Consider the following 17,605-nt stretch of genomic DNA (forward strand, 5'->3'; position numbering starts at 1 on the left):
CGTGTTCGCGCGGCCGTCACCGCACCGGACCTGACAACCCGTCACGGCCCGCTCCGGGACCGAGTGCCCGGGCATAGAACGCGACCATCCGGTCGCAAACGCTGTCGATCGTGTACTCCTCGCCGAAACGTCGATACGCCGCTTCCGCGCGCATCGCGGTCTTCTCCCGCTCCGTCAGGGCCGAGACCAACGCCGTCGCCAGCGCCTCGGGCGAATCCGGCGGCACCAGGGCCGCACAGTCGCCCGCCCCGGTGATCTCGCGCACCGGGGGCAGGTCGCTGGTGACGATCGGCGTCCCCACCCCCATCGCCTCGATCAGCACGCTGCCCAGGCCCTCCCAGCGCGAGGGCAGCACGAACACATCGGCCGCGCCCATCAGATCGGGCACGTCGTCGCGATATCCCAGGAACCGGACGGGCTCCACCCCGTCCGGGGAATCCCCGGCCAGGCCGGCCGCCGCCTTCCGCAACGACGCGGTCTGCCCACCGGGCGGACCGGCCAGCAGCAGCACCGCGTCCGGCACCTCGCGGCGCACCGACGCGAACGCCGCCAGCAGCACGTCCAAGCCCTTCTGGTATTCCTGCCGGGCCGCGGTGACCAGCACCGGCACGTCGGCGCCCAGGCCCAACTCGGCCCGGGTGTGCGCCCGTCGCTCCCGCGCGGCGGCCAGCGCCTCGGGATCGCGCCCGCGCGGCACCACCTCGATCCGCGACCGGCGCACGCGCAACCGGCGCGACATCACCTCGGCCACATGCTCGGTCAACGCGTGGAAGCGGCGCACCCCCTGCCCGCTGGCCGCGTCCAGACCCTGAGCGGCGCGCAACTTCCACGGCCGAATCCCGGGCTGGGTCCGCATCTCCGCCCCGTAAGAGGTGTTGACCAGGCTCGACACCACCGGAACACCGGTCGCCAGCGCGGCGATTCGCCCGGCGATGTCCGCCTCGTACAGGGTCGTGTGCACCAGATCCGGCCGGCGATCGCGAATCACCCGCGCCAACCCGCGCACCGAACCCGCGCGCGAGCCACGATGCACCCCGAACAGCGACGCGCCCGCCTCGACCAACTCCGGTTGAAAACCGTCGAGATCCAGGAGATACGCGACATCGAGGGTGACGCCGCGCCGGATCAGTCCCGGAGCCATCGCCGCCGCCGCGCGTTCGGCACCGCCGACCCGATCCACGCTGTCGATCACCTGGAGTACGTGCACTCGCCTCACCCCTGCCATCCCCCGCGCTCTCCCGACGCGGCCGTCGGTCACGGGACGCCCCCACCCCGCACCGCCGAGCATGTCATCGATACGCCCCCGGCGGGGCCGGATTCGTGACAACCTGTCACCCCATGGGGACAACGACCGATCGGCGTGGGGTCCTGCACGTCGTAACCGACCCCCGACGACGGGGTTCACAGGCGTTCGCCCACGATCTGGACGCGGCGCTGCGCGATCGAGGGCGGTCATCGGCGGTCGTCGCGCTGTCCGGCACCGGGGAGATGGACTTTCCCGTGCTCGGACCGGGGCGATTGCACCCGAGCACGCTGCGCGAACTGCGCCGACGGGCGGCGGGCGCGGGCGTGGTGATCGCGCACGGCTCGACCACGCTGGACGCGTGCGGGATCGCCCTCGCGGGCACCCGGACGCCGTTCGTCTACGTGAACATCGGCGACCCCCGGCACTGGGCGCGCGACGCGCTGCGCCGGGCGCGGGTGGGGCTGTTGCTGCGCCGGGCGGCGGCGATCGCCTCGGTGTCGCCGACGGGTCGGGAAATCCTGCTGCACACCTACCGGTTGGCGCCCGGTCGGGTACGGGCTATCGCCAACGGGCGGCGTCCGGAGCGGTTCCCGCCACCGGATTCGACCGATCGGCGCGAGGCGCGCGCCGAGTTGGGGCTGCCACCGGGCGCGACGGTGCTCGTCGTGGTCGGCGCGCTGGCCGTGGAGAAGCGGGTGGCGCTGGCCATCGAGGCCTTCGCACAGCTCGTGGAAGGAGCCGCGGAGCGTGTCGAAGCGGCGCCGGAGAACGCCGAACTCCCGGACTACCACCTGCTCGTGGCCGGCGAGGGCCCCGAGCGCGCGGCCCTGGAGGCGCTGGCCGCGCGCCGCGCCCCGGGGCGGGTCACCTTCACCGGCAACCTCGCCGACCTGGGCCCGGTGTACCGCGCCGGCGACGTGCTGGTGCTCTCCAGCACCAGCGAGGGTGTGCCGGGAGTCCTGGTCGAGGCGGGCATGACCGCGATCCCGGCCGCCGCGACCGATGTCGGGTTCGTTCGCGACGTGGTGGTGGACGGGGTCACCGGGGCGCTCGCCGAGGTGGGCCCCGGCGCCGGGGATCCGGTCCCGCTGGTCGCCGCGATCCGCCGGGTGTTGGCCGACCGGGACGCGATGGGGCGTGCGGCCAGGGCTCGTTGCCTGGAACGACACGCGATGGAGACCGTGGTGGACGCGTGGACCGCGTTGCTCGACGAACACACGCGCTGACACCGCGGCGTCGAGGGAAGGATCGGGACGACGCCTCGGCGTCGAACGCAGGACTCGGGACGGGGCGTGGGCCCCGATTCCCGTACGGCCGAATGCGACTCGTGGGGAGATCGCATGTGCCAAGGTTGTTGTCGAACCAGGGAGGGGGAGTCCGTGGGGGAGTCTGTGGGGGGTGCCGTCGGCATGCCCGGCGACGGCATGAGCAGAATCGGCGATCTCGGCCGCGCGGCCCGACATGCCCGACCCGGCGGCAGCGTCGACGAACCCGCCGATCACCGAACACACGTCAACGGAGCGCCCCTCGCGGGCCACGGGGGAGCGACCACGCCGACCATCGACAGTCGCACCGGCGCCGGACGACACGCCGCGCCCACGGCCGGCGTCGGCAGCGGCACCGGCCGCATCGCCGCCGCCCAGGCGCCCGACCCTGAGGTCAAGGGACCACCGCCGGAGCTGCGCTTCAAGCGCCGCACCAGCCTGTTCCGCGGCATCCGGGAGTTGTGGCACTCGCGCGAACTCGTCCGCACCCTGGCCGAGCGCGACCTCAAGGCCCGCTACAAACAAGCCGTTCTCGGCTTCGCCTGGGCGATCATCACGCCCGTCCTGCTGATGCTGGTGTTCACCGTCGTCTTCCAGCGGGTGGGCAACCTCAGCGAGACCGCGCACAAATACGATGTGCCCTACCCGCTGTTCAGCTACCTGGGTCTGCTCCCGTGGACGTTCTTCATGTCCTCGGTCACCCAGGGCTCGTCCTCGCTGGTGTCCAACGGGCCGCTGCTGAACAAGGTCTACTGCCCGCGCGAGGTCTTCCCGTTCGCCACCGTGATCGTGGCCACCGTCGACATGCTGATCGCGTCGAGCGTGCTGGTGGTGTTGTTCGCGGCCTACACCACGCCGCCCGCCGCGACCATGTGGGCGCTGCCGATCCTGCTGCTCATCCAATTCGAGGTCACCCTCGGCGTGGTGCTCGTGTTGTCCGCGGCGGTGGTCTACTTCCGCGACATCCGACACGTGCTGCCGCTGCTCATGCAGATGGGCATGTTCGCCACCCCGGTCGCCTACGGCATGGACCAGATCACCAAGGACTGGCTGTTGCCCTACGTGATCAGCAACCCGCTCGCCGCGGTGATCGACGGCTACCGGCGCTCGATCCTGTACGGACAACAACCCGACTGGGAACTCACCGGCGCGGCCGGTGCGTCGGCGACCGTGCTGCTCGTCGTCGGCTACAAGATCTTCAAGAAGCTCGAGGCGGGGATCGCCGATGTCGCCTGACCGCACGTCGACCACGCTCGCGCCGGCCAAGCCGGGCACCCTCGCGCCGGGCACGATCCAGGCCGAACACCTGTGGAAACGCTTTCGCGCGGACAGTCAACGCATGCTGCTCCGGGACAACCTGGGCCGTATCGCGCGCAAGTTGTCCGGCCGCGACCAGGCCGACTGGCGTTGGGCGTTGCGCGACATCCACATCCACATCGACCCCGGCGAGGCGGTCGGTCTGATCGGCTCCAACGGGTCGGGCAAGTCGACGCTGCTGAAAATGCTTACCGGCGTGATGTACCCCTACGCCGGCCGGCTCCAGGTGCGTGGCCGAGTCGGTGCGCTGATCGAGGTGCGCGCGGGTATCCACCCGGACCTGACCGGTCGTGAGAACGCCTTCCTGTACGGCTCGTTGCTCGGCCTCAAGCGGGCCGAGGTGGCCAAACGCTTCGACGACATCGTCGACTTCGCCGAATTGGGCACGGCGATCGACCGGCAGGTCAAGTGGTACAGCTCCGGCATGCAGATGCGCCTGGGCTTCGCGGTCGCCGCGTTCCTGGAGCCCGACGTGCTGCTCGTCGACGAGGTACTGGCCGTCGGCGACGCGCTGTTCCAGCAAAAGTGCCTGGATCGTATGCGGGTGGTGCTCGAACAGGGCACCACGCTGGTCCTGGTCTCGCACGACCTGGCGTCGGTGGAGTCGATCTGTACGCGCGGCATCTGGCTGGAGCAGGGCGAGATCCGCACCGACGGCCCGATCCGGCAGGCGCTGCGCGGATATCGGGACAGCGTCGAGGAGGAGACAGAGGCGCGCACCCGCACCGACGAGGCGATCCGCACCACCTACGTCGACGTGCGCGGCGTGGACACCGCCGGTCCCACCACCAACCGGTCGATGGTCGTCGAGGCCGACTTCGTCGGTGACTTCCGCGGCTCGGCCACCGTGCACATCGGCGTCACCGAGGGCACCGCGAGCCCGGTCTTCACCACCCGCCGCGACGTGCGGTTCGGCCCGTCGGGCACCCGGGTCAAATGCACCCTGGACCGACTGCCGCTGCCCCGGGGGCGCTACGCGCTGTGGATCGGCGTCTACGACGGCGACGGACATCCGCTGACCGCGTGGCATCCGGCCAAACAGTTCGACGTGGCCGGCCCCGAACTGGACACCCCGCCGCGCGCGGTCGTGCTCGCCGCGCCGGTCTACGTCGACCACACCTGGGAGGGGTGAACGACCGTGCGCATCCTGGTGTGTCCGCACGACATGCAACTGGGCGGCAGCTCGATCAACGCGGTGGACCTGGCCCGCGCGGTGCGCGACCTCGGCCACGAGGTGTGGGTGATGGGCCGTCAGGGCCCGCTGCGACAACGCGTCGCCGCCGCGGGCCTGCCGCTGCTCGCGCTGCCCGAGCGCGCGCACGTACGTCCCTCGCCCGCCGTCTCGCGCGCCATCGCGGCGGCGGTGCGCCGGCATCGCATCGACGTCGTGCACACCTACGAATACTGGCCGCTGGTCGAGGCGTTCCTGGGTGCGTTCGTCCCGCGCGGCACCCCCGTGCTGGGCACGATCATGTCGATGGGCAGCCTGCCGCCGTACTTCCCGCGCACCGGCGTGCCGCTCACCCTCGGCTACGGCGACCTGTACGAGGAGACCGGCGAGGTGCGCGGCCTGGAAGGTGCCCGCGTGCACCTTCTCGAACCGCCCGTGGACACCACGATCGATCACCCGATCGCGGACGGGGCCGACGCCGAGGTCGACGTGGACGCCTTCGCCGCCGAACACGGGCTGCTCAAGCCCGCGCCCACCGTGGTGCTGGTCTCGCGCCTGGCCCGCCACCTCAAGCAGGAACACCTGGAACGCACCGTCGACGCGGTGGCCCGGCTCTCCCCGGAGTTGCCCGGGTTGCGCCTCGTGCTGGTCGGCGGCGGCTCGATCGAGGGCGAACTCCAGGCCCGGGCCGCGGCGGCGAACGCCGAACTGGGTCGGCGCGCCATCGTGCTGACGGGTGAGATGGCCGACCCGCGACCGGCGTACGCGTCGGCCGACGTGGTGGTGGGCATGGGCAGTTCGGTGCTGCGCGGGATGGCCTTCGGCAAACCCACCGTGGTGGTCGGCGAACAGGGATTCAGCAAACCGGTCACGCCCGAGACGATCGGCGAATTCGACGGTCTCGGGTTCTACGGCCTGGGCGCGGGCCGGGTGTCCGTCGAACAGGACGCGCTGGTCGGCCAGCTGACCACGCTGCTGGGCGACCGAGCCGAGCGCGAGCGCATCGGCGCCTGGTCGCTCGACCTGGTCCGCGAGCGCTTCGCGCTGGACAGCCAGGCGCTGCGGCTCGTCGACTGGTACGAGCAGGCCCGCGCCGAACACCCGCCCGCCCGCGGTCGGGTCGGCGAGGCGGTGCGCGTCGGCGGACGCCTGGTCGGCTTCAAGGCCGGGCAGCGCGGTCAGGCGCTACGCCGGCGCACCCGGGGCGGGCGCGGAGCCTCGGCCCGATGACCCGGCCGGGAGGGCTGACACTGCTGCACGTCGGGGCCTTCTCCGGGTCGGTGCCCGCGCTGTGCCGGGCGCTCGCGGAGCGTACGGAGGTGGCCGCGCACGATCTGATGCCGCTGGCCCGCGCGCCGGGGCTGGCCGCCGCCCGGCTGCGGGCGGTACGCGAGGCGCGGCGGGCCGGTCCCGGGACGCCGTGGACCAAGACCGGCGCGTGGACGGCGGCGCTGGACCGCCGGGTGCGCTCGCGGGGACTGCTCGACCCGGGGCGGCCGGTGCTGATCGTGCAGACGCTGCCCGCGCTGACCCCGCCGCCGGGCGTGCGCTACGGCGTGTACACCGACCGGGTCGGCCTGGAGGGCGCGGCGGTCGGCGGTGTGCATCGATCCCGGTACTCCGACGGGTGGTTGGCCCGGGAGCGGCGGTTGTTGCTGGGCGCGCACCGGGTGTTCGTGATGGGGCCCAGCACGGCCGACGTGCTGGTGCGCGAGTACGGCCTGGCCGCCGATCGGGTGCACGTGGTCGGCTCCGGGACCAACGCCGAACCCGCGCCGGATGCCGATCCCGGTCCGGGCGGCGCGGATCCGCCCCGGCTGCTGTTCGTCGGCACCCAGTGGGAGCTCAAGGGCGGTCCGCTCCTGCTCGCCGCCTTCGCCCGGCTCCACGCCCGCGACCCGCGTCACCGGCTGACACTGGTCGGCAGCGGTCCGGCGGGGGAGTTGCCGGTCGGGGTGACCGCGCTGGGCCGGGTGCCGCACACCGCGATGGGCGCCGCGTACGCCGCCGCCGACGCGGTGGTCATCCCCACGCACATGGAGGCGTTCGGGATCGCCCTGATCGAGGGTCTGATCCGGGGGCTGCCGTGCGTGGCCACCACGGTCGGCAACCAGCCCTGGATCATCGGCGACGCGGGCCTGACCGTACCCCCGGGCGACGAGGACGCCCTGGTCGTCGCGCTGCGCCAACTGACCGCCGACTACCCCTCGTTCCGCAAACGCGCCGTGGTGCGGGGCGAGGAACTGCGGGCGACGATGACGTGGCCGACGGTGGCCGCGCACATTCTGGCGGAACTACCCGGATAGCGGTTCGGTGACGGCCGGGCGCCGGCCGTTGACAGCCGCTTCGTCCCGGTCTGGGATGAGGTGGCATGGAGACACTTTTCGAGCACGCGGGCGGACACGAGGGCCTGCGCCGGTTCATCGACATCTTCTACGGCGACGTCCTGGCCGACCCGCTCCTGCAACCCCTGTTCGGCGCGGGGCGCCCGGAGCACGTGGACCATCTGACCGCCTTCACCGCCGAAACCTTCGGTGGGCCGAACGACTTCACCCGGACCATGGGCGGCTTCACCCATCTGATCGAGGTCCATCGCGGCCTGAAGATCTCCGAGGAACAGCGCCAACGTTTCGTCGACCTGTATCTCGCCGCGGCCGACAAGGCCGAACTGCCGCCCGACGAACCTTTTCGGGAGGCGCTGCGCTCGCATGTGGAGTTCGGTACCCACGTGGCCAAGCAGAACTCGCACGCCGAGACCGACGACGAACTGCACCCGCTGCGCGAAGTCCCGCACTGGGACTGGCCGCCGATCGTGTGAAGCCGGGCCCGGCGACGTTCCCCTCGCCGCCGGGCCCGGTCCGATCCGCCGGGCGGGGCCTAACTCCGGCGCAGCGCGGCGCGTTCGTACACCCGGGCGAAGCCGTCGAGCATGTGTTGCCGGGTGAAGCGGGCCAGGACCCGTTCCCGGCTCGCCGCGCCCATTCGGGCCCGGGTGTCCGCGTCGGTGAGCAACTCGCGGCAGGCCATCACCAGTCCGCCGCGATCGCCCGCGCGCAGCAGGCGCCCGGTGACGCCGTCGGCGACGACGTCGGTGACCCCGCCCACCGCCGTGCCCACCACCGGGACGCCCGCGACCATCGCCTCGGCGACCGCGAGGCCGAAGCCCTCGTAGTGGGACGTGGACAGGAACAGGTCGGCCGCGTCGAACGCGTCGCCCAGCCGCGGCAGCGGCGGCACCACCCGCACGTGCTTGCCCACCCCCAACCGCTCGATGAGCGCCGGGATCTCCGGTTCCTGGCGGCCGATGATCAGGAACACCACCGGCGGTCCGGCGTCGCCGAGCTTGCGCACCACGTCGGCGCCGACCCGCACCATCAGCGGGATGTTCTTCTGCGCGGCGCGGCCCACCCCGACCACCACGAGCGCCTCGGGCGCGATGCCCAACTCGGCGCGCAGCGCGGCCCCGGCGGCCGGATCCGGCTCGTGGACCGGCACCCCCAGCGGGACCAGCGGGATGCGCTCGGGCCGCCATCGCACGATCGCCGCCGTCGCGTCGCGCACGTGGGTCGAGTGGGCGAACGGCCGGAACCCGGCCGCCTTGACCATGGCGACCTCGATGCCGTTGGTCAACCGCGAGTGCAGGCCGTCCTTCAACGGCTCGTGCACCTCCATCACCCGGGGCAGCCTGGGGCACGCCAGCGCGGCGGGCAGCGAGAGGCGGGCCGTGCCGCTGTGCGCGTGCAGCACGTCCGGGCGCAACTCCCTGACCTTCGCCGCGATCCGCAGTCCCAACCGCACCTCGTCCCGGGGGCCGGCGGGCCCGGTGTGGTCGAGCGAATGCACCGTCACATTCGGCCCCAACTCGCCGAGTTCGTCCTCCTCCCAGGCGGGTCGGGCGCTGATCGCGTGGCAGTCGAAGCGCTCCGGGTCGAGCCCGGCGAGCACCTGGCGGCTCACCTGCGGGATGCCGCCGCCGACACTGAGCCGCCACACCACGTGGACGAGCCTGATCCGCTCCTTCACGATTCCCCCCGCGCCGGTCGCCGCCGGCGATCCCGGGCCCGGCGGGCCGCGGCCTTCGCGCCGAGGAGCGCGCCGGCCGCACCGCGGGCAACCAACCATGTCGTGTCATATCGATCGGTCGCGCCGAACCGATGCTTGAACTCCTCGGCGCCGCGCAGGAAGTCGAACGTGGCCACCTTGCGCGCGGCCAGCGCGGTCAGCGTCTCGTGGAACAACACCGTGCCCAGGCTCGCCTTGGCGTAGGCCGGATCCCAACCCAACTGGTAGTACGCGAACGTGTCCTGCCACAGGAACCCGTAGAGGACCCCCACCACCGCGCCCGCCGGATCCCGCGCCACCAACGCGCACGGCCCGCGCCCGGGTTCGGCCCGTGCCGCCAGCGCCGCGTGCAGCGGACGCCGGGAGGCGTCGAACGCGCTGGACGCGCCCATCGTGTCCCGGCGCAGCCGATGCAGCCGCAGCAGGTCGTCGAACACCTCCGGCGTCAGCTCTCCGGGCTCCGCCCAGGTGAAGACGACGCCGTCGGCCGCGAGCCGGCGCGCCTTGCGCCGCACCCCCTGGCGGTGCCGGGCCGAGCCCAGGGCGTCGGGGTCGGCGGGCATCACCGGACAGGCCGTGCGCTCGATCTCCCGGGCGCCGGGCGGTAGATACGGATCGCCCGTGCCCGGATCCAGGTGTGGGAAGAGCATGCTGCGCCGCCGGGCGAGTGTGGCCAGCCAGGCCCGTACGTCCTCGTGCCGGTGCGGCGCGACGGCGAAGCCGCAGTGGTCCGCGGCGCCGATCCCGCTGCCCAGCACGGTCCAGACCGGTACCCCGCCGGGCAGCCGGGGGTGCAGCCGCTCACGGGTGCGCAGCAGCGGTACGACCGCCTCGGCGGCGCCGTCGTCCGCGCGCCACACCGCGACCAGCACCCGCCCGGGCTGCTCCCGGCCCAGCGACTCGGTCCAGCCCAGCACCCAGTCGGGCGTGGCGAAGTACGACGTCCCGGGCGTCGCGGCGACCAGCGCGCGCCAGGACGGCACCAGCGCCGCCAACTCCTCGGGCGAGCGCGACAACGTGGGCAGAGCAAGCACGACGATCCCCCCCGGACCTCGAAACCGACGCCGAACCGGACCCGACCCCTCACCGCCCGCCGCGCAACGCGTGCACGGCCGGATGCAGCCCGGAGACGATGGTGGCGAACCGATCCGGGCGGGTGTTCGAGCCGACCCGCAGGCGGGAGATCCGCAACGGGTGGTCGGGCAGCCGGGGTCCGAGCCGGTGGTCGAACAGGAAGCCCGAACGGTAGCCCAGCTCGTCGAGCAACCGCTCGGCGCGCACGTCCCAGTTCCCGTTCGGATACGCGAACGAACTCGGCGCCCGGCCCAGCAGCTTGGTCAACCGCTCGTGCGCGTCGACCACTTCGGCCCGCACGTCCGTGTCGGAGCAGCGGTCGAGCAGCGGATGGGTGAGCGAGTGGTTCTCCACCCGGATCCCACCCGACTCCAGGGTGCGCAGGTCCGTGCCGGTCAACTGCTCGTCGAGCACCGGCTCGTGCCCCTCGCGCAGCGCGGCGAGCAGGCGCAGACGGCGCTCCTGCGGCACGGTCTTGAGATACGCGACCCACCCGCTCGGCGACCGCTCCGGCTCGCCCGCGACGCGCGCCCCGGCGGCGACCAACCGGTGCGCCTCGTGCCACCAGAACGGTGAGCGCGAGTCGATCGCCGAGGCCACCACGTAGGCCACTCCCGGGATGCCGCGTTCGCGCAGCAGCGGCAGGCCCTGTTCCAGGATGCTGCGCTCGCCGTCGTCGAAGGTCAACAACACCGCCCGGGCGGGCAGCGGGCGTCGATCGCCCAGCGCCGCCTCCACCTCGTCCAGCGACACCGGCCGGGCGATCCGCTTCAACCGGTCCAACTGCCCGGCGAACACGGCCGGATCGGAGATCCCGTGATACCCGAGCACGGCCAGCCGCAGCCGGGACCGGCGCGCGAACCACACCTGCGCCGGCGACCGCCGCAACAGCGCGTCACCACCACCCCGCAGCGAGGACCGCACCGACGACCGCAACGTCCCCACCCTCGAACCGCCCACCCGCGCCTCCCCGGTCCCGCGGTTCCCCAGCCTCTCGGCTCCCGCTGCCGGAACCGTAACAGCGGGGTCACCTCCCGTCAGCCGGACACCGAACGTCCGCCCGGCCGACACCGAACATCCGCCCGAACTCCCGCCAGGTCATGGCAAGGTCGTCAACGTCGGATATCACGCAACATCACCCCCGACTCGTGGACGGATCGCGAAACACCCTTCACGCGTGACCCATCCGGCCTAATCTGGTCGGCGGGCGACCCGGCCCCGACCGTGTGGGGGCGGCGGCGCCGGTCGGGCACAAACGTTCCGATGCTGCTCACATCGGGACCGCGAGGTGGGGGCCGGGCGATGAATCGTGCATCGACCCTGCGCGCCGAGGAGATCGATGGCGATCTCGCTCGCGCGTGGGACGAATTGGTGGTGGGACGGGGGGTTCAGGCAGACGTCTTCGACACCCACGCATGGGCGTCGTCGTGGTTGGCGACCCGGCCGCGGCGCGCCGAACACGTGCGTGTACCCGCCGTGTTCGACGGAGATCGGCTGCTGGCCCTGCTGCCGCTCGAACTCGACTCGACCGGTCGCGCCCACGAACTCGGCCGCGGCCAGCGCGAGCGCACACGTGTCGTCATCGGCACCCCCGAACCACGCCCCGACGTGCTGGGCGCGCTCGCGGGCGAACTGCGCCGGCTCGGCATCCGCGAGTTGACGCTGCACCGCGTGCCCAGCCGCGACCCGGCCACGCACGCGCTGCTCGGCGCGCTGCGTGAGGCCGGCTACGCGGTGGACGTGCGCGAGCGGATGACCGACATGATCGAGTCCACCCCCGACGGCTGGTCCGGCTACCGGGCCCGCCATCGCGGCTTCGACAGCGCCGTCGGACAGGCCACGCGCCGCGCCGGCCGGCTGTGGACGCTGCGGGTCGTCGCGTACGGCGGCCCCGGCGGCCCACCGCTCGCGGCCGGACTCGCCGACCACGAAGAGCTGTTCGACCTGAGCTGGAAGGGCCGACTCGGCGCCGCCCCGGAACGCCGCCGGTTGCTCACCCGCGCGCTCGACGAGCGCGGCCTGGCCCGGCTGTACGTGCTCTACGCCGAGGACCGCGCCATCGCGTCCTGCCTCGGCGTGCGGATCGGCCCGGTGATGCACTGGCACACCGTCGCCTACGACCCGGCCGCCGCGCTGCTGTCGCCGGGCAACGTGGTGCACTGGCGCGCCCAGGAACTCGCTTTTGCTGAGGGCGGGTTGACGCTTATCGACCTGCTGCCGGGAGCGAGCCCGCTGAAGGATCGGGTCAGCAGCGAACGACCGGCGCTGCTCGACGTGTGCGCGGCCCGGGTGCCGCGCCGGGTGCTGCCGTTGCTGCGCGGGGCCCGCGAGGTGCAGCGCGCCGTACCGATCGCCACCCGCGCCCGAATGGGCCGGCTGCGTGCCCGGGTCGGCGCCGTCCCGCCCGGCCACGCCGGCACCGCCCGCCGGCTGGAGGCGCGACCGGCGACCGGGACACCGGCCCGACCCAGCCCCGAACTGACCTTGGACCAGTCCACCTTGCGCCTGCTCACCGTGGCCTGCGCGCGCCGGAGCCCGCAGGAGATGCGGGCCGACTGGGGACCGGACGACCGCTGGTACCGGATCGGCGCCGGCCCCCTCGCGGTGGCCCGGGTCGACACCGGTGAGCCGGTGCCCACCCTGCGCGAGGTCGTGCGCTACGACCCGGCATACACCCTGGAGGCGATCGCGCTGATGCTCGCCGACCTGCTCGCGTCGCCCGTCCGCTACCTGGACGAGGTACCCGTGCGCGATCCTCGCCTGCGCTGGCCGCGCACCTGGACCGGACCCGACCCCGGTGCCGCCGACCACACCGCGCTCGCTCACGGCGTCGCCGACCCCGATGCCGCCGACCACGCGGCCGCCGCCCCGGTCACCGAAGCCGACGACGGCGTCCGGGAACACGACGAGCACGACGCCGCCGAGGCACCCGGAGGGCACGGAGCGCACGGAACCCCCGGAACACACGAGACCCCCGGAACACCCGGAGCGCACGGCGCGCTCAGCCGGGCCGAGGGGGTCTGATGCGGGCACGCCCGATGCACCCCCTGGAGATCGACGCCGCCTTCGCCGGCTCCTGGGACCGCCTGGTCGCCGCGCGGGGCGTACACGCCGACCCATTCGACACGCACGCCTGGTTCGCCTCCACCCTGCACGGCCACCACGACCCACTGGACGACATCCGCGTGGTCTCCGTGCTCGACGACGCCGACCAACCGCGCGCCCTGCTCCCACTGGAGCGGATCGGCCCCGACCGCTGGGGCGTCTTCTCCGCACACCGCCGCCCCCGCAGCCACGTGGTGGTACACCCCGACGAGCCGCACGGCGCCGACTCGATCGCCGACGCCCTCGCCCGCACCGGCGTACGCGAACTGCGCCTGCACCGCATGCCCAGCCGGGACCCCGAGACGCACCGCCTGATCGCCGGGCTGCGCGCCTGCGGCTACACGGTCGACGCCCGGGAGAAGGCCTGCGACATGCTCGCCGGCGTCGAGGGCGGCTGGGCCGGCCACCGGGCCCGCTTCCGCAGCTTCGACCGCTACGCGCACCGCTTCGCCACCCGGGTCCGCGCGCAGTGGGACCTGACCGTCGACCGGATCGGCGGCCCCGGCACCCGCGAAGACGACTTCGACGCCGGCTTCGCCGTCTACACCGACCTGTTCGCCCGCAGTTGGAAGGGCCCGCTCCAGCCCGCCGCCGCCGACGCGCGGCGCGACCTGATCACCCGCGCCGCGCGCCACGACTGGGCCCGGCTGTACATCCTGCGCGTGGACGGCGTGCCCGCCGCGATGCACCTGTGGTTCCGCCTCGGCGACGTGGCCACCTGGCACTCCACCGCCTACGACGAACGCTTCGCCGCCCTGGGCATCGGCACCGTGGTGCAGTGGCAGGCCCAGGAACTCGTCCTGGCCGAACCCTGGCCCGCCGGAACCGAGCCGCGCCTGGTCGACCTGATGCCCACCCGCACCCCGCAGAAGTTGCGACTCGCCCCCGAACGCCCCGCCCTGTGGGACGTCGAAGCAGTCCGCGACCGACGCCTGCTCGCCGTCACCCTGCCCGCCCGCGGCTTCGCCAGGGCCACCCGGATGTCGGTCGAGCAACACCTGCGGGTACGCCGCGCCAAAGCCGCCCCGGTCGAGCCGACCCTGGTCGCCGAGACGGTGATCCCACCCGCGATCAATCCGCACGAGGGCGGCGACAAACCGGACCCGGTACACGAGGCCGGCCTCGCCGACAACCGCGCGATCGCGCTCGCCTGCGGCTACCGGGGCACCGACGCGGTCGACGCCGGCCGCTCCCGCGGCGAGACCTGGTGGCTGGTCGGCGAGGAACCGCACACCCTCGTACACCTGGCCCCGAACCGGACCGTGCACACCGTCGCCGCCCTCGGCGCCGACCGCACCCTGCCGCGCGACCGGCAACTGCACGAGGCCGCACGCAGCGTGGCCACCGCCCTCGGCGAAACCCTGCGCCTGTACCTGCCCGACCCCGCCGGAACCCCCGGAACCCCCCTGCGCCGGGAACCGGAACCGGTTCCGTGGCCGGTCGCCCGCACCGGCCCGACCCGCCTCACCCCGAAGGGCACCTGACCCGATGACCGCCATCAGCGGCGACCGCGTGCGCACCACCCTCAAGCGCGGCCTGGCCGCCACCGCCCTCGCCCGCGACCCCGCGCCCGGCGCCACCCTGCTCATCTACCACCGCGTCGGCGGCGGCACCCGGGACGAACTCGACCTGCCCACCGACGCGTTCCGCACCCAGCTCGACCTGCTGCCGGCCCGGCACGTGGTCTCCCTGGACACCGCCGTGGACCGCCTCGCGGCCGGCGACCCCACCCCGTCGATCGTGCTCACCTTCGACGACGGCTTCGCCGACGTGTACGCCAACGCCTGGCCCGAACTACGGGCCCGCCAACTGCCGTTCACCCTCTACCTGGCGACCGGCTGCATCGACGCCGAGATGCGCTGGGAGGGCTCCACCGGCACCAGCGGCGGATCCGCCGCGCTGACCTGGGACCAGGTGGCCGAACTGGCCGACTCGGGGCTGGCCACCATCGGCAACCACACCCGCAGCCACGCCCGCCCCGAAGCGCTCACCGCGACCGAACTCGACGACGCCTCCGACGACATCGAACGCCGACTCGGCCACCGCCCCGCGCACTTCGCCTACACGTGGGGCGTCGCCGTCCCGGACATGGAACACGCGCTGCGCTGCCGGTTCCGCAGCGCCGCCACCGGCGTGCTCGGCCGCAACCGGCCCGGCTGCGACCCGATCCGGCTGCGCCGGGTCCCGGTCCGGCGCACCGATCCGCCCGCGTTCTTCCGGGCCAAGCTCGGCGGCCGGCTCGGCCAGGAACGCGCCTACGCGGCCGTGGTCGGCCTCGGGAAGAAGGCCGGTGCGCATGCGTGAGCCACGCGGCCCGGGCGGGCGCCCACTGCGGATCGCCCACCTGACCACCGTCGACATGAGCCTGGCGCTGCTGCTTCGCACCGAACTGGAAGAGGACGTCGCCGCCGGCTTCGAGACCTTCGGGATCAGCGCGGCCGGCCCCTACGTGCCCGGGATCGAGGCGCTGGGCGTCACCCACGTCCCGCTGAACTCGCTCACCCGCGCCTGGAATCCGCGCCGAGACGCCGCCGCGGCCGGCGAACTCGTCCGCACGTTGCGCCGGTTGCGCCTGGACGTGCTGCACACGCACAACCCCAAGACCGGCGTGCTCGGCCGCCTGCTCGGCCGCGCCGCCGGCGTGCCCGTCGTGGTCAACACCTGCCACGGCCTGTGGATCCGCCCCGGCGACCCGTGGGCCCGACGCGCGTTCGTCCTCGGCACCGAGAGCCTGGCCGCCCGCGCCTCGCACGCCGAGCTGTACCAAAACGCCACCGACCACGCCACGCTGCGCCGGGCCGTGCCCGGATGGCGCTCGCGCGTGGTCGGCAACGGCACCGACCTCACCCGCTTTCGCCCCGATCCCGCCGCCCGCGCCGCGATCCGCGCCGAACTCGGGGTGGCCGAAGACGAACTCCTCGTCGGCGGAGTCGGGCGGCAGGTCGCGGAGAAGGGCATCCTCGAATACGTGGAAGCAGCCGGACTGCTCGCGGGCAAGGCCCGATTCGTCTGGATCGGACCCGAGGACCCGGACAAGCCCGACGCGATCGCCCGGGCCGCGCACGACTCGCCCGTCGAGTTCGTCGGCCCGCGCGCCGACATGCCCGCCGTCTACAACGCGCTCGACGTCTTCGTCCTGCCCTCGCACCGCGAGGGCTTCTCACGATCCGCCATGGAGGCCGCCTCGTGCGCGCTGCCCATGGTGCTCAGCGACATCCGAGGCTGCCGCGAGATCGGCACCCACGGCGAACACCTGTTGCTCGCGCCGGCCGGGGAGTCCCGCTCCCTGGCCGCCGCGATGGACCGCCTGATCAGCGAACCGGACCTGCGCGCCGCACTCGGCGCCGCGGCCCGGAGCCGCGCGTTGGCCGAGTTCGACCAACGACGCGTGGCCCGCGTCTCGATCGACACCTACCGGGCCGTGGCCGCACGCCGCGGCCTGGGCTGGACGTGAGGCACACACAAGGCGCCGGCCGGTGAGGGAGACGCCACCGGCGCCCGCGGAACACCACAATCCAACGCCACACCAGGGGAGGGGCATGGCATGCGACGACTGTTCGACATCACCGTGGCCGCGGTGGCACTGGTTCTACTGGGACCGGTACTGCTCGCGATCCACGTGATGATCCGCGCGACCATGGGTGGACCCGCGTTGTTCCGTCAGACCCGAAGCGGCCTACACGGCCGCGATTTCGAGATCCTGAAGTTCCGCACCATGCTCGACCCGCGATATCCGGACGAACCCGACGCGACCCGGATCACCCGGATCGGGCAACTCCTGCGCACCACCAGCCTGGACGAACTGCCGCAGCTGATCAACGTGTTGCGCGGGGACATGGGCATCATCGGCCCCCGGCCGACGCTGCCGAGCCAGGTCGTGCACTACAGCCCGCGCCAGCGCGGCCGACTCGACGTGCGCCCCGGCCTGACCGGCTGGGCACAGGTCCAGGGCCGCAACGCGCTCAGCTGGCCGGTACGCATCGAGTACGACCTGTGGTACGTGCGCAATCGCGGCGCGCGGGTCGACCTGCTCATCCTGTGGCGCACCGTCGGGGTACTGCTGCGCCCGTCCGGGATCACCGCCGCCGGCGGGGTCAACCCGGGCTTCCCGGTGCCGGCCTCGGTCGAGGCGGGCGAGCCCGGGACGCAGCCGCGCCCCGGGCCCGTGCGTACCCCGCGCACCGACGCGTTCCCGCTGCCCAGACCCATCGTCTGGAGCGGGCCGATCACCCACTCGCCGGTCGACCCCACCCGCCTGCTGCCCCCGCAGCGGCACGCGGGGGACTCGCTGGCCGAAGAGGTGTCCTGAGGTCGAGGCGACACCGAGACGCACGAATGTCCGTGCCCGATCGTGGGGATCGAGCA

General features: G+C 73.3%; 15 protein-coding genes. 11 read left to right on the forward strand and 4 right to left on the reverse strand.

The genetic code is table 11. From position 1 onward, the window contains the following. Positions 1-16: 16 nt before the first annotated feature. Positions 17-1,216, reverse strand: a complete 1,200-nt coding sequence (locus ACFRCG_RS33840; RefSeq protein ID WP_380038583.1) for a glycosyltransferase family 4 protein — start codon at positions 1,214-1,216, stop codon at positions 17-19. Between the two features lie 122 nt (positions 1,217-1,338). Here ACFRCG_RS33840 and ACFRCG_RS33845 point away from each other — a divergent pair, with 122 nt between their 5' ends. From ACFRCG_RS33845 to ACFRCG_RS33870, 6 genes are all read left to right on the forward strand, one after another. Further along, positions 1,339-2,472: a glycosyltransferase family 4 protein gene (locus ACFRCG_RS33845; RefSeq protein WP_380038585.1), complete on the forward strand. Its 1,134-nt coding sequence runs from the start codon at positions 1,339-1,341 to the stop codon at positions 2,470-2,472. Between the two features lie 153 nt (positions 2,473-2,625). Next, positions 2,626-3,747 (forward strand): ABC transporter permease, encoded by a 1,122-nt coding sequence (locus ACFRCG_RS33850; protein ID WP_380038587.1) that lies wholly within the window; start codon positions 2,626-2,628, stop codon positions 3,745-3,747. Next, positions 3,737-4,960 (forward strand): ABC transporter ATP-binding protein, encoded by a 1,224-nt coding sequence (locus tag ACFRCG_RS33855; protein WP_380038589.1) that lies wholly within the window; start codon positions 3,737-3,739, stop codon positions 4,958-4,960. Before ACFRCG_RS33850 ends, ACFRCG_RS33855 begins: the two co-directional genes overlap by 11 nt. Positions 4,961-4,966: 6 nt before the next feature. After that, the gene (locus ACFRCG_RS33860) at positions 4,967-6,229 is read left to right on the forward strand and encodes a glycosyltransferase family 4 protein (RefSeq protein WP_380038591.1); all 1,263 of its coding nucleotides are present in this window, start codon (positions 4,967-4,969) and stop codon (positions 6,227-6,229) included. Continuing rightward, on the forward strand, positions 6,226-7,305 hold the full coding sequence (locus ACFRCG_RS33865) for a glycosyltransferase family 4 protein (RefSeq protein ID WP_380038593.1): 1,080 nt from the start codon (positions 6,226-6,228) through the stop codon (positions 7,303-7,305). Before ACFRCG_RS33860 ends, ACFRCG_RS33865 begins: the two co-directional genes overlap by 4 nt. A gap of 65 nt (positions 7,306-7,370) precedes the next feature. Continuing rightward, positions 7,371-7,817, forward strand: coding sequence for a group II truncated hemoglobin (locus tag ACFRCG_RS33870; protein ID WP_380038595.1), 447 nt, complete (start codon positions 7,371-7,373; stop codon positions 7,815-7,817). Between the two features lie 59 nt (positions 7,818-7,876). Here ACFRCG_RS33870 and ACFRCG_RS33875 read toward each other — a convergent pair whose 3' ends face one another. Genes ACFRCG_RS33875 through ACFRCG_RS33885 form a run of 3 tightly spaced genes read right to left on the reverse strand, consistent with a single transcriptional unit; the run spans position 7,877 to position 11,095 of the window. Then, positions 7,877-9,022: a glycosyltransferase family 4 protein gene (locus tag ACFRCG_RS33875; RefSeq protein WP_380038597.1), complete on the reverse strand. Its 1,146-nt coding sequence runs from the start codon at positions 9,020-9,022 to the stop codon at positions 7,877-7,879. After that, positions 9,019-10,095: a GNAT family N-acetyltransferase gene (locus ACFRCG_RS33880; RefSeq protein ID WP_380038599.1), complete on the reverse strand. Its 1,077-nt coding sequence runs from the start codon at positions 10,093-10,095 to the stop codon at positions 9,019-9,021. The genes ACFRCG_RS33875 and ACFRCG_RS33880 overlap by 4 nt, the downstream gene beginning before the upstream one ends. A 49-nt stretch (positions 10,096-10,144) precedes the next feature. Next, positions 10,145-11,095, reverse strand: coding sequence for a polysaccharide deacetylase family protein (locus tag ACFRCG_RS33885; RefSeq protein WP_380038601.1), 951 nt, complete (start codon positions 11,093-11,095; stop codon positions 10,145-10,147). A 342-nt stretch (positions 11,096-11,437) separates the two neighbouring features. On the opposite strand from ACFRCG_RS33885, the gene ACFRCG_RS33890 reads away from it, so the two are divergent. The 5 genes from ACFRCG_RS33890 (at position 11,438) to ACFRCG_RS33910 (ending at position 17,549) form a co-directional block, all read left to right on the forward strand. After that, the gene (locus ACFRCG_RS33890) at positions 11,438-13,159 is read left to right on the forward strand and encodes a GNAT family N-acetyltransferase (protein WP_380038603.1); all 1,722 of its coding nucleotides are present in this window, start codon (positions 11,438-11,440) and stop codon (positions 13,157-13,159) included. Next, positions 13,159-14,724, forward strand: a complete 1,566-nt coding sequence (locus ACFRCG_RS33895) for a GNAT family N-acetyltransferase (protein ID WP_380038606.1) — start codon at positions 13,159-13,161, stop codon at positions 14,722-14,724. The genes ACFRCG_RS33890 and ACFRCG_RS33895 overlap by 1 nt, the downstream gene beginning before the upstream one ends. A 4-nt stretch (positions 14,725-14,728) precedes the next feature. Then, a complete protein-coding gene (locus ACFRCG_RS33900; RefSeq protein WP_380038608.1) occupies positions 14,729-15,544 on the forward strand; it encodes a polysaccharide deacetylase family protein in 816 nt (271 codons plus the stop codon). Beyond that, positions 15,537-16,694: a glycosyltransferase gene (locus tag ACFRCG_RS33905; RefSeq protein ID WP_380038610.1), complete on the forward strand. Its 1,158-nt coding sequence runs from the start codon at positions 15,537-15,539 to the stop codon at positions 16,692-16,694. Before ACFRCG_RS33900 ends, ACFRCG_RS33905 begins: the two co-directional genes overlap by 8 nt. A 90-nt stretch (positions 16,695-16,784) precedes the next feature. Beyond that, a complete protein-coding gene (locus ACFRCG_RS33910) occupies positions 16,785-17,549 on the forward strand; it encodes a sugar transferase (RefSeq protein ID WP_380038612.1) in 765 nt (254 codons plus the stop codon). Positions 17,550-17,605: the final 56 nt, after the last annotated feature.

The organism is Embleya sp. NPDC056575, from assembly GCF_042793325.1.
Taxonomy (GTDB): Bacteria; Actinomycetota; Actinomycetes; order Streptomycetales; family Streptomycetaceae; genus Embleya.

Coding starts and splice junctions, on each gene's coding strand:
- ACFRCG_RS33845 (WP_380038585.1), top strand. CDS start 1,339: ATGGGGACAACGACCGATCGGCGTGGGGTCCTGCACGTCGTAACCGAC.
- ACFRCG_RS33855 (WP_380038589.1), top strand. CDS start 3,737: ATGTCGCCTGACCGCACGTCGACCACGCTCGCGCCGGCCAAGCCGGGC.
- ACFRCG_RS33865 (WP_380038593.1), top strand. CDS start 6,226: ATGACCCGGCCGGGAGGGCTGACACTGCTGCACGTCGGGGCCTTCTCC.
- ACFRCG_RS33870 (WP_380038595.1), top strand. CDS start 7,371: ATGGAGACACTTTTCGAGCACGCGGGCGGACACGAGGGCCTGCGCCGG.
- ACFRCG_RS33890 (WP_380038603.1), top strand. CDS start 11,438: ATGAATCGTGCATCGACCCTGCGCGCCGAGGAGATCGATGGCGATCTC.
- ACFRCG_RS33895 (WP_380038606.1), top strand. CDS start 13,159: ATGCGGGCACGCCCGATGCACCCCCTGGAGATCGACGCCGCCTTCGCC.
- ACFRCG_RS33900 (WP_380038608.1), top strand. CDS start 14,729: ATGACCGCCATCAGCGGCGACCGCGTGCGCACCACCCTCAAGCGCGGC.
- ACFRCG_RS33905 (WP_380038610.1), top strand. CDS start 15,537: ATGCGTGAGCCACGCGGCCCGGGCGGGCGCCCACTGCGGATCGCCCAC.
- ACFRCG_RS33910 (WP_380038612.1), top strand. CDS start 16,785: ATGCGACGACTGTTCGACATCACCGTGGCCGCGGTGGCACTGGTTCTA.